Below are 10,947 nucleotides of genomic sequence, written 5' to 3'. Positions count from 1 at the left end.
ACCGCCGCCTGACCCCTAAACCCCTTCCGGCCGGGACAAGCTCGCTGCTCCTTGGGCACATAAGCCCGACCCTGAGCCTGAGCAGTCCCACCCCGGCGCGAACCAAGCTCGAATGAAGGCTGTTGGGTACCAACCCGTTTGACCGCTAGGTAGAGCCCGCGCCAGGCAACGACCCCGGCCATCCAAAACCCCACCATCATCCMTCCCGCAGCCACCACCGGCCGCCGGGCCACACCCCCACGCCCACACCCATCACAGGACCCTGTTGACACAAACCCTCATAGGCTGCTCAGGGAGCGATGGTATGGCCCTCCGCGAGCTCCGGGGCGCCCCTAGCCCAACGACCCGAGCGCCTTCAGCCGTTCGTGTGCCTGCGTCATGATCGCCTGGATCAACTCGTCACAGCTGGGCAGGTCGTCGATCATGCCGACGACCTGGCCGGAGGCGAGCACGCCGGCGCGGGTGTCACCTTCGACGAGGCCGGCCTTGAGCAGCATGGGGGTGTTGCCCGCCATGATGACCTGCTGCCACGTGCGTTCGCCCGACTTCTTCATCGTGCGCCCGTCTTTGAGCATCGTCGTCCAGCGCATGCCGGTCATCTGCTTGAACTCGTTGGCATTGCGGGCCGCGGCGACGAGGGCCCGGGCCGGGCTCCCGCTCTCGAGCGCCTCCACCAGCGGGGTACGCAACACGCGGTGCGGCATGCCGTCGACCTTGACCGAGACAACGGTGTCGCCGAGACCGCGGGCGAGGTACTCCTGCTTGACGGAGTCGGGCACGGCACTGTCCGACGTCAGCAGGAACCGGGTGCCCATGGCCACGCCCTGAGCCCCGTAGGCGAGTGCGGCGGCGAGCCCACGGCCGTCGAAGAACCCGCCCGCGGCGACCACCGGCATGTCGATACCCTTGGCGGACAGCGCATCCAGCACCGACGGCAGCAGCAGGGTGGTGGCGACCGGTCCGGTGTGACCACCGCCCTCGCCGCCCTGGACGATCACTGCGTCGGCACCCCACGAGGCGACCTTGACGGCATGTTTGGCCGCACCGATCGACGGGATCACGACGATGCCGTTGTCCTTGAGCTTCGCGATCAGTTCGGGTTTCGGGGCCAGCGCGAAGGAGGCGACCTTGACGCCCTCTCGGATCAACAGGTCGATGCGTTCGGGGGCATCGGTCGCGTCGGCACGCATGTTCACACCGAATGGCTTGTCCGTCAACGATTTCGTCTTCGCGATGGCCGCCTCGAGTTCCGCGAACGTCATCGTGGCCGACGCCAGGATGCCCAGCCCGCCGGCGTTCGAGGTTGCCGAGGTCAGCGACGGTCCGGACACCCATCCCATGCCGGTCTGGACGATCGGGTACTCGATGCCGACGAGCTCGGTGAACGACGTCGACAGTCCGGCGGCGCGCGCGGGACTCGGTTGTGCGCTGGTGGGACTGCTCATCGGACTTCCTTGTTGCGGAAGCCCTTCGGGTCGAGGACGTCCCGGATCAGACCGAGCTCCTCTGCCGTCGGCCGGCGCGTTTCGGGTGCGTCGGCAAGGCCTTCGACCTCGAAGCCGGTGTTCTCGGCGACCTCGTCGGCGCCGACCCCGGGATGCAGGGACAGGGCCCGCATGGTGTGGCCTGGTCCGCCGAAGTCGAAGACGCCGAGGTTGGTGACCACGCGATGGATGTTCAGGTCGTCGAAGGCCGGGTTCTCCGGATCGACCTTGTCGAAACCGACGCCCGACACGATGTCGACGGACTCGCCGAAGACGCGCGCGGTGTGGCGGGCCACCCAATAGCTGGTGGGGTGGTTGATGGTGTTGCCGGGCGCGCCACGCACACCGAACATCTGGCGAGTGGGGTGCTGCAACGGACCGAACGCCGACAGGTTCTGGTTGCCGTGCCGGTCGATCTGGTTGGCGCCCATGACAACATGGCGCCGACCCGATGCCACGACGTCGAACACCTTGCGGAACGGCATCCACCCCTCGATCGGCCCGGTCTTCCCGATCGGCGGGGTGTCGGCGAGGATCAGCGCCTCGCCGTCGGTGATCAGCAGGTCGGGTTCGGTGGTGAGACGCGCGAGCCGGGCGCCGAGCAGGGGAGTGGGCGCCATCGGCGAGGCCATGATCTCGCCGGCGCCGGCGAAGATGTCGGCGCAGGAGATCACACAGTACTCGGCTCGGGTGGGTTCATCCGTACCGGACGATTCACCGGGCGTGGTCGCGGTTTCGGCGGTGCTCACTGTCCGGTCTCCTTCTGCTCGTCCTGCCAGGCGGTCACTTCTCGCTGGTAGGTCTGTTCGTCGACCTGGAGGAATCGGCGCGAGAACGCGTCCCAGGTCTCGGGCTCCTTCGCCGACGCCACATAGAACTGCTGGAACTTCTCGTCGCGCCCGTAGTCACCGGCGAACGTGAAGTGCGCACCGTTGGGCGCGTGGACGACCCGGTCCACGGCCATGCGGTTGAGCAGAAGGCGCTGGTGCGGAACGGTTTTGACGAGCACCTTGGTGGAGACGATCTGATCGGCCTCGAGATAGCGTCGTTCGGCAGCCGCGCAGTAGAGGTCGTCGAAGTACGGGTCGACCCCGGTGTAGGCGGCATTGCCGTGGGCATCGGCCTGATCCAGGTGCACGAATGCGGCGTCGAGCTTCAGTGCCGGCATGGCCACCAGCGTCTGCGTCCGGCCGTCGGCGTCGGGATAGGGCGAGGTGACGGTCTTCAGCTCACCCTCCCAGAAGTTGAGGACGTCCGAGCCGAGGCCGGCACGAATGGGCAGGAACGGCACGCGTGCGGCGGCCGCTTCGAGGCCGCATTTCACCATGCCCTCGTCCATCTCGCGTACCTCGATCTCGCCGTTGGTGCGCGCCTTGGCGAACCACGGATCGTAGAACGGGGCCGAGTCGAGGGAGACGAAGCCGTAGTACGCGCGGCGCACCTTCCCTGCCGCGCAGAGCAATCCGAGGTCGGGGCCACCGTAGGTCACCACGGTGAGGTCCTTGACGTCGGAGCGGGCGAGCGCACGGACCAACGCCATCGGCTTGCGGCGCGAACCCCATCCGCCGATGCCGATGGTCATGCCGTCGCGTAGCTCGGCGATGACGTCGTCGAAAGTGCTTGTCTTGTCGGTGGGCATGTCAGGCACGTCCTCCATCCGAGGCGGAATTCGCGGCAAGTGGCTTGCCGGTCGACACGAACGCGTCGCGGTGCTCGTCGGCGACGCCGGCCAGGTTCAACTCGAAGGTGTACCCCTGCTCGAGGCGGTAACTCGCCTTGACGTCGACGGGGTCGATGTTGTTGATCGCCTCCTTCGCCGCGCGGATCACGCGAGTGTCCTTGGCGGCGATGGCCTCTGCGACCTCGAGTGCCGCGTCGAGCAGGTCCTCGCGGGGCACGACCCGGTAGACCGAACCGAAGTGCTCGAGTTGCTGGGCGGTGACGTTCTTGGCGGTGAAGTAGAGGGTGCGCATCATGTGCTGTGGCACGAGACGCGCGAGATGGGTTGCGGCGCCGAGTGCTCCGCGGTCCACCTCGGGTAGTCCGAAGACGGCGTCGTCGGAGGCGACGATGACGTCGGCATTGCCGACGAGGCCGATGCCGCCGCCCACGCAGAACCCGTTGACGGCGACGACGACGGGGACGGCGCAGTCGTAGACGGCACTGAAGGCGGCGGCGCATCCGCGGTTGGCGCCGATCAGGGCGTCGAAGCCGTCGGTCGCCTGCATCTCCTTGATGTCGACGCCCGCGTTGAAGCCCCGACCTTCTGCGCGGAGCACCACCACGTGGGTGGAGGGGTCCTGGCCGGCGGCGGTGATGGCGTCGCCGAGTTCGAACCATGCGGCCGATGGCAGCGCGTTGACCGGCGGATAGTCGACGGTGACGGTCACGATCCCGGTATCGGAACGTGTCGTGGTGATCGGCACGCGGGCTCCTCTCATGGGGCGGTCCGGACAGTCCGAGGGGACTGCGGAAGCGCACCAAGCAAGTGCTTGGTTGTTTGGTAGGGTAGCACCCATGCAGACGCAGTCACAGGTCGAGCTGGGCCTGGTCGGGAAGGTCATCCTGGTCACGGGCGGGGCGCGCGGGGTGGGTGCCGGGATCACCCGCGTCCTGGGTTCGCTCGGCGCCCGTCCGGTGATCTGTGGTCGCAACGCCGACAATCTCGCCGACGACCTCCGCGATCTCGATTTCGTGTCCTGCGATGTCCGCGACGCGGATGCGGTCGTGGCGATGATGGACGACATCATCGGGCGGGCCGGACGCATCGACGGTGTCGTGAACAATGCCGGCGGCTCCCCGTTCGCGCTGGCCGCCGACGCGTCGGTCCGGTTCGCGAGCAAGATCGTCGACCTCAATCTGCTCGCCCCGCTCGCCGTGGCCCGCGCGGCCAACGCGGTGATGCAGACGCAGCCGGATGGCGGTGGCATCGTGAACATCTCGAGCGTGAGCGGCCACCGGCCGTCACCCGGCACCTCGGCCTACGGTGCGGCGAAGGCCGGACTCGACAACCTGATGAGCTCGCTCGCCGTCGAGTGGGCGCCGCGGGTGCGGGTGAACTCGGTCGTGGCCGGCCCGGTCGTCACCGAACAGTCCCACCTGCACTACGGCGACGACGCCGGTGTGGCAGCCGTCGGCGAGACCATCCCGATGGGGCGGATGGCCACGCCCGCCGATGTCGGCAACGCGGTCGCCTTTCTCTTGTCACCGCTTGCCGGCTACATCACCGGGTCGACGCTGACCGTCCACGGCGGTGGCGAGAAGCCGGCATTCCTCGACGCCGCCACGGCCGGTAACGCAGTCTGAGACCCGGTGTGCGGTTCGGGGCCGCAGACACTTCGGAAAGGAAGAACATCAGTGACCAGCAAGTTGAATGAGGGTCGTGTCGTCATCGTGACCGGTGCCGGCCAGGGCATCGGACGCGCCCACGCCCTCGCGTTCGCCGCCGACGGCGCGAAGGTCGTCGTCAACGACTACGCCGAGGACCCCGCGAGTGAGGTCGTCGACGAAATCGTCGCCGCCGGCGGGCAGGCAGTCGCGTCGGTGGGCGACGTCGCGGACTGGGATTCGGGTGCGGCCATGGTCGAGACCGCACTCTCCGCGTTCGGACGCCTCGACGTACTGGTCAACAACGCGGGTTTCGTGCGCGACCGGATGCTGGTCTCGCTGTCGGAGGACGAGTGGGATGCGGTCGTCCGCGTACATCTCAAAGGGCACTTCGTCGGTCTGCGGCACGCAGCCGCGCACTGGCGTGCCCAGGCGAAGGCCGGCGACGTTCCGCAGGCGCGCATCATCAACACGAGTTCCGGTGCGGGACTGTACGGTTCGGTGGGGCAGGGCAACTACGTCGCGGCGAAGGCCGGCATCGCGGCTCTGACGATCCAGGCGGCCGCGGAACTGGGGTCGTATGGTGTGACCGTGAACGCGATCGCTCCGGCCGCCCGTACCCAGATGACCATGGGTGCCGGTGAGGCGATGGCCGCTCAGATGGCGGCGCCCGCCGACGGTTCCTTCGACACGATGGATCCGGCGAACGTCTCGCCCCTCGTGGTCTGGCTGGGTTCGCCCGCGGCGGGCTCGGTAACCGGCCGGGTGTTCGAAGTCGAGGGCGGCAAGATCTCGATCACCGATGGATGGCAGCGAAGCATCGAGCGGGACAAGGGCTCTCGGTGGGAGGCCGGCGAGCTCGGCCCGGTGATCGAGGAGATCCTGGCCAAGGCGCCGGTGCCGATGCCCGTGTACGGCGCGCGATGACCTCGCCCCGAGATCCCTCGGCCGAGCGGATCGCCGCGGCGCGCGCTTATGTGGACGCCTTGGTGAGTCACGATCCGTCGTCGGTCGTCCTGCACCCGGACTGCACCCGCGTGGAGTTCGGTGTGCGGACCGGGCGCGACGGCGACCACATCGCCCGCAGCCTCGCGCGTGGCCCGCAATTCCGCCTCATCCACCGGATCTCGGACTTCACCGCCACGGTGGACGGGCACAGCGTCACCACGCGCTACATCGTCCACGTCCGACCCAAGACCCTTCGGCTGGGTGCCACCGTGTCCGAGACCTTCGTGGTCGACGAGGACAACCGGATCCGCGCGATCGTCGCCCACTTCGGCCTCCCGCGGCCCCAACGGACCTGACCGTCCGGCACGCCACCAACAGACGAACCCACCACCCCGAACGGCTGGTGGGTTCGTCGACTGTAGGTGGACCGTCAGGCGCTGGGCGCGCGGACGACCATCGGCACGCCGGGGAAGTACGCCGCCATCTCCGAACGGGACTTGCGTAGCGCTGCGGTGCCGTACCCCGACTTGCGGAACTGCGGGTGGATCCAGATGCGCAGGTCGATCTCGCCGTCCTTCAGTTCGCCGAACACGAAGCCGACCTTCGACTCGCCTTCGACGGCGACCAGCCAGACGGCTTCCTCGGCGTCGACCCGGGCGGTGGCGGCATCGATCTCGGCCGCGACATCGCCGGCGGGAGCGCCCGAACCGTCGCCGGCGGTGCCGATCTCGTTGGTGCGCGCCGAGAACAGTTCGGCGTCGGCGGACGGGTCGAACGGACGGAGATCAAGGGTGTCCCCACTGCTGGCCGGACGTTCGGCGAGCGTGAAGGTGAGGGCGCTGTTGAGGTTGTCGAGTTCGGCCTGGTTCTTGCGGCGGTCGTCCTTGGTGAGCTGGTCGAGCTTCATGTCGAGGATGGCCTCGGCGCCGAGCTTGGATTTGCCGAGCAGGTCGACGATCGCGGTGACGGCCTCGTCGTGATTCTCGGCGTCGACGATGGCATCGAGGACCTCGTGGCGGCGCTCGAGGGCGGTCAGCAGGGCGTCGGCGATGTCACGCCGGGTGGTGGCGAGGTCGAGATCAGTCATGGTTCGATCCTAGGTCACCACCCCTCGCCGGTGGCGGACTTCAGATTCGCGGAAGGCGCATCCGCAAGGGAATGTTAGAACACGTTCTCGTGTCTCATAGTGCGGTTTTGGTGGAGATTCTTCCCTAGAGCTGTAACACGTCCTAGTCTGGTGGTCATGACGAACGAGGGTACGACGACAGCACCGGCCGACTTCGATCACCTGCGCGGGGGCACGCACATGGGCGACCTGATGGTCGCGGCGCTGCGGCGGCACGCCGACCGCACCGTGCTGTCTCTCGGCGACACGGAGATGACCGGCGGTGAGATGGCGGCGTCGATCAGCCGCTACATCCAGGCGTTCGAGGGGTTGGGTGCTGGTACGGGAACCGCGGTCGGCCTGCTCGCGCTGAATCGGCCCGAGGTGCTGTTCGTGATCGGCGCCGGCCAGACGCAGGGATGGCGCCGCACCGCTCTGCATCCCCTGGGCTCACTCGACGACCACGCGTACGTGCTCTCGGACGCCGGCGTGTCGACTCTCATCATCGACCCGGTGCCCATGTTCGTCGAGCGGGCCGCGGCACTGCTCGAACGGGTTCCCGGTCTCAAGCAGGTGCTGACCCTCGGGCCGGTGCCGGAGCAACTCGCCGCCCACGCGCGGGACGTGATCGCCGAAGCCGACGGCTTCGAGCCGAAGCCCCTTGTCGCCGCGCATCTCTCACCCGACCACGTCGTCTCCATCACCTACACCGGCGGCACCACCGGCAAGCCGAAGGGCGTCATCGGGACAGCCCGCGCGATGTCGACGATGACGCAGATCCAGCTCGCGGAATGGGAATGGCCCGAACACCCGCGGTTCCTGCTCTGCACGCCCCTCTCGCACGCGGGTGCCGCTTTCTTCGTCCCGACCCTCATGAAGGGCGGATCGATGGTGGTGCTGTCCAAGTTCGACCCGGCCGAGGTGCTGCGCACGATCGAGGAGCAGAAGATCACCGCGACGATGCTGGTGCCGTCGATGCTGTACGCACTGATGGACCACCCGGACTCGAAGACGCGCGACCTGTCCTCGCTGGAGACTGTGTACTACGGTGCGTCGCCGATCAATCCGGTCCGGCTCGCCGAGGCGATCGAGCGCTTCGGGCCGATCTTCGCGCAGTACTACGGCCAGTCCGAGGCGCCGATGGTCATCAGTTACCTGGCGAAGGGTGACCATCCGGGTCCCGGTGAGGACCAGCGTCGGCTGAGCAGCTGCGGACGGCCGTCGGCCTTCCTGCGTACCGCCCTGCTCGGGCCCGACGACAAGCCCGTCCCGCAGGGCGAACCCGGCGAGATCTGCGTCGCGGGACCACTTCTCGCCGGCGGGTACCTGGGCCTCCCCGAACAGACCGCGGACACCTTCCGCGACGGCTGGCTGCGCACCGGCGACGTGGCCCGCGAGGACGAGGACGGATTCTGGTTCATCGTCGACCGCACCAAGGACATGATCGTCACCGGTGGCTTCAATGTGTTCCCGCGCGAGGTCGAGGACGTCGTCGCCGAACACCCGGCAGTGGGTCAGGTCGGCGTGATCGGTGTCCCGGACGACAAGTGGGGCGAGGCGGTCACCGCGATCGTGGTGCTGCGCAACGATGCCGACGCCGACGACGCGGCGAAGGACCGGATCACCGCCGAGATCCAGCAGTCCGTGAAAGACCGCAAGGGTGCGGTGCAGTCACCCAAGCGGGTGATCTTCGCCGATGCCCTGCCACTGACCGCGCTCGGCAAGCCGGACAAGAAGGCGCTGCGGTCCCAGTACTGGGCCGACTCCGACCGCGGCGTCGGCTAGATCCCCTCTGCTCCCTGATCCGAAAGAACGACATAACCATTGCCCCCTGAGGTGCGAGGAGCGTTGGCGCTTCGCTCGCACCTCAGCTCAGGGAGCACAGGGGGAGCGCATTGCTCGCTCCTCAATTGACCCGCCCGGGCGGGTCACAGGTCGCAGCAGTCGCAACAATCGCAGCAGTCGCAGTCGTCGCAGACCGCGTCCTTGTACTTGTCGGTGAAGTGATTCCAGTGGTCGACGCAGCAGGCCTTGCCGAAGCACGAGACGCCGATGAACGGCAGAATCCGTTCGTGGAACGATCGATTCGGTTTGAAGGGTGGCGGGTACGGCCACTCGGTCGGATAGCCGAACGGCCGGTGCGGCGGCCACTGGGTGCGCGAGTCGGCGACCACCGAAGGGGCCTCCGCGTGCGGGTGCATGCGCTTGTGGATCGCGTGGCGCAGTCCGTCGAGCAACACCACCCGTAGGAGTCGGTCGTCGACGAGTTCGAGGTCGGCGTAGCGGGCCCGGATCGCGGAGGCGAGTCGCCGGCACTGCTCGAGCGCGGTCTCCAGCGACGTTCCGGTGGACCGGAGTGGGTTGTACCGTCCCTGCTCGGCGTCGGAGTCATAGTCGTCGACCGCGTCCAAGAGGTGCGCTATCCGGCCGAAATCGGCACCGATGTCGGAGAGCGCTGCCTCGTTGCGGGGTGCGTCGGCGAGTATCGCCGACGCGGAGAAGACCTGTGCCGCAGCCACTGCCGACGCCCGGGTGAGGTCGTCGAGGACGACGCTCGTCGACTCGATCTCGGCTTGACGAGAGAGCGTCGTCATCATCCCGTCGACATCGAGACGTCGGGCGACCTCGGTGTCGGCCGCGGCATTCCGGCGCAGGTGGCTCCCGGCATAGTCGGCGAGCTTCGCGCGTACCGGCCGACGGGGCGCCAGCGCGTGTCGCTGCTCGTTGCCGACGTCGGCCGCCTTCGCGGCGGCGAGGGTGAGGGAGGCGGTCGCGGCGAGGCGGACACCCGGTTCGTCGGCGGACACGACTGTCGCCGTGCGCATTCCGCGTAGGGGACACCGACCGGCCTCGGTGGAGGCGCACTCCGACGTCGACTGGGCTGCGGTGAGGATCGACACCATCACCGCATCGGTGTTGACCGTCAACCTGCTCGACTGGCCGTGGTTGTCGCGCAGCGACAGACAGACCCCGCACAGGTGGGAGCGCCACTGGTCCATCAGGTCGTCGTCGAGTGCGTGCCGACATGGAGTGAGAACCCCGAACATTCGAGAATCAGACCACAGGCAGGGGGGCCTCGCCAGAGGATTCATTCGTTCGGTGCAGGCGGCCCGATGTGCTCGCCTCAGTCGCCGCCGACAACGCGGGCGCGGGCCGTGAGCGTGGTTCGGAGCCATTCCGGCTCGCAGACCACGAAGTCGTGGTCGAACATCGACGCCCACAACGCGCGCGTGGCGTGGCGACGGTCGGCGAACCGGAGTCCGAGCCGACATCGTCCTTCTGGTGAGCGGTCGAGATATGTTGCGGCGGCGATTGACTCGATCTGCTCGGCATCGTCGGCCGAGCAGTCGATCACCACGTCGACGGGTTCGAAGGAGCGTCGGAACGCGTCACGATGCCGCTCCCAGATCTCGCCGAGGTCGACGTCATCGGACCGGCGCGCGGGTTCGTCGAGGACGTCCACGTCGCTCATCCGGGAGACGCGGTACATGCGTTCCGCCGAGCCGGCGCCGTCGTGCGACGTGCTGCGCGGTGAGGTGGCGACGAGGTACCAGGTCTCGCCCGCCACGATGAGTCCGATCGGGTCGAGGACGTGCTCGCGCGGGGTGGGCGCACCCCGGCTCCGGTAGCTCACACGGATCCGTCGGCCCTCGAACACGGCGAGTTGTACGGCCTGGAGGCCGTCGAGGATCTCCGGGGTTCTGACGAAACCCTCCGGACGGACCAGGATCCGCTGCGCGGCGCGCACGGCATGACTCCGGTGCGCCTCGGGCAGGGCGGCGGTCACCTTGCGCATGGCGCTGGTGAACGCGGGGGAGTCGACCCGTCCGGTACCGGCGAGCAACGACGTGGCCTCGTCGACGGTCAGTCCGGTGAGATCGGTGCGATACCCCGGTAACAACGCGAAGCCGCCGTGCCGGCCGCGCTCGGCGTAGACCGGCACGCCGGACAGCGACAGCGCGTCGATGTCGCGGAGCACGGTTCGTTCGGAGACCCCGAGCTCGGCGGCCAACTCGGCGGCGGTCACCCGCTCGTGCCTCTTCAGCACCATCAGCAGGGCGATGAGACGTTCGGCGCGCACGA

11 protein-coding genes are annotated in these 10,947 nt (G+C 68.1%); 4 read left to right on the top strand and 7 right to left on the bottom strand.

What is annotated here, in order from left to right; translation table 11 throughout:
* Positions 1-332 precede the first annotated feature (332 nt).
* The 4 genes from A9310_RS05910 to echA20 are packed head-to-tail and all read right to left on the bottom strand — an operon-like array spanning position 333 to position 3,910.
* Positions 333-1,445: a nitronate monooxygenase family protein gene (locus tag A9310_RS05910; RefSeq protein WP_065629772.1), complete on the bottom strand. Its 1,113-nt coding sequence runs from the start codon at positions 1,443-1,445 to the stop codon at positions 333-335.
* Positions 1,442-2,233: a CoA-transferase subunit beta gene (locus A9310_RS05905; RefSeq protein ID WP_065629771.1), complete on the bottom strand. Its 792-nt coding sequence runs from the start codon at positions 2,231-2,233 to the stop codon at positions 1,442-1,444. The genes A9310_RS05910 and A9310_RS05905 overlap by 4 nt, the downstream gene beginning before the upstream one ends.
* Entirely contained in the window at positions 2,230-3,123 is an 894-nt protein-coding gene (locus tag A9310_RS05900; RefSeq protein ID WP_065629796.1) for a CoA transferase subunit A, read from the bottom strand. Before A9310_RS05900 ends, A9310_RS05905 begins: the two co-directional genes overlap by 4 nt.
* Position 3,124: 1 nt before the next feature.
* The gene (gene echA20, locus A9310_RS05895) at positions 3,125-3,910 is read right to left on the bottom strand and encodes a (7aS)-7a-methyl-1,5-dioxo-2,3,5,6,7,7a-hexahydro-1H-indene-carboxyl-CoA hydrolase (protein ID WP_065629770.1); all 786 of its coding nucleotides are present in this window, start codon (positions 3,908-3,910) and stop codon (positions 3,125-3,127) included.
* A 91-nt stretch (positions 3,911-4,001) separates the two neighbouring features.
* On the opposite strand from echA20, the gene A9310_RS05890 reads away from it, so the two are divergent.
* From A9310_RS05890 to A9310_RS05880, 3 genes are read left to right on the top strand one after another with little or no spacing between them, the layout of a single operon-like run.
* Positions 4,002-4,790, top strand: coding sequence for an SDR family oxidoreductase (locus A9310_RS05890; protein WP_058253930.1), 789 nt, complete (start codon positions 4,002-4,004; stop codon positions 4,788-4,790).
* A 51-nt stretch (positions 4,791-4,841) separates the two neighbouring features.
* Positions 4,842-5,738, top strand: coding sequence for an SDR family oxidoreductase (locus A9310_RS05885; protein ID WP_065629769.1), 897 nt, complete (start codon positions 4,842-4,844; stop codon positions 5,736-5,738).
* Positions 5,735-6,115, top strand: a complete 381-nt coding sequence (locus A9310_RS05880; protein WP_065629768.1) for a hypothetical protein — start codon at positions 5,735-5,737, stop codon at positions 6,113-6,115. The genes A9310_RS05885 and A9310_RS05880 overlap by 4 nt, the downstream gene beginning before the upstream one ends.
* 74 nt (positions 6,116-6,189) lie before the next feature.
* On the opposite strand, the gene A9310_RS05875 is transcribed toward A9310_RS05880, so the two are convergent.
* Positions 6,190-6,846: a GNAT family N-acetyltransferase gene (locus tag A9310_RS05875; RefSeq protein WP_065629767.1), complete on the bottom strand. Its 657-nt coding sequence runs from the start codon at positions 6,844-6,846 to the stop codon at positions 6,190-6,192.
* A gap of 156 nt (positions 6,847-7,002) precedes the next feature.
* Between A9310_RS05875 and fadD8 the strand changes: the two genes are divergently transcribed.
* Positions 7,003-8,649, top strand: a complete 1,647-nt coding sequence (gene fadD8 / locus A9310_RS05870; protein WP_065629766.1) for a fatty-acid--CoA ligase FadD8 — start codon at positions 7,003-7,005, stop codon at positions 8,647-8,649.
* Positions 8,650-8,792: 143 nt separating this feature from the next.
* On the opposite strand, the gene A9310_RS05865 is transcribed toward fadD8, so the two are convergent.
* Together A9310_RS05865 and A9310_RS05860 are read right to left on the bottom strand one after the other, a co-directional pair.
* Positions 8,793-9,911 (bottom strand): DUF5685 family protein, encoded by a 1,119-nt coding sequence (locus A9310_RS05865; RefSeq protein ID WP_065629765.1) that lies wholly within the window; start codon positions 9,909-9,911, stop codon positions 8,793-8,795.
* Positions 9,912-9,988: 77 nt separating this feature from the next.
* Positions 9,989-10,945 carry a YafY family protein gene (locus A9310_RS05860; protein WP_065629764.1) on the bottom strand — a complete coding sequence of 319 codons (957 nt, stop codon included), beginning with the start codon at positions 10,943-10,945 and terminating at the stop codon, positions 9,989-9,991.
* Positions 10,946-10,947 lie beyond the last annotated feature (2 nt).

This window comes from Gordonia sp. UCD-TK1 (genome assembly GCF_001691435.1).
In the GTDB taxonomy this organism is placed as follows: domain Bacteria; phylum Actinomycetota; class Actinomycetes; order Mycobacteriales; family Mycobacteriaceae; genus Gordonia; species Gordonia hongkongensis.
This window is presented reverse-complemented; position numbering and strand designations above follow the sequence as displayed.

Excerpts from the sequence above, each read along its gene's own strand:
- A9310_RS05910 (WP_065629772.1), bottom strand. The coding sequence starts at position 1,445 with ATGAGCAGTCCCACCAGCGCACAACCGAGTCCCGCGCGCGCCGCCGGA.
- A9310_RS05900 (WP_065629796.1), bottom strand. The coding sequence starts at position 3,123 with ATGCCCACCGACAAGACAAGCACTTTCGACGACGTCATCGCCGAGCTA.
- A9310_RS05890 (WP_058253930.1), top strand. The coding sequence starts at position 4,002 with ATGCAGACGCAGTCACAGGTCGAGCTGGGCCTGGTCGGGAAGGTCATC.
- A9310_RS05880 (WP_065629768.1), top strand. The coding sequence starts at position 5,735 with ATGACCTCGCCCCGAGATCCCTCGGCCGAGCGGATCGCCGCGGCGCGC.
- A9310_RS05875 (WP_065629767.1), bottom strand. The coding sequence starts at position 6,846 with ATGACTGATCTCGACCTCGCCACCACCCGGCGTGACATCGCCGACGCC.
- fadD8 (WP_065629766.1), top strand. The coding sequence starts at position 7,003 with ATGACGAACGAGGGTACGACGACAGCACCGGCCGACTTCGATCACCTG.
- A9310_RS05865 (WP_065629765.1), bottom strand. The coding sequence starts at position 9,911 with ATGTTCGGGGTTCTCACTCCATGTCGGCACGCACTCGACGACGACCTG.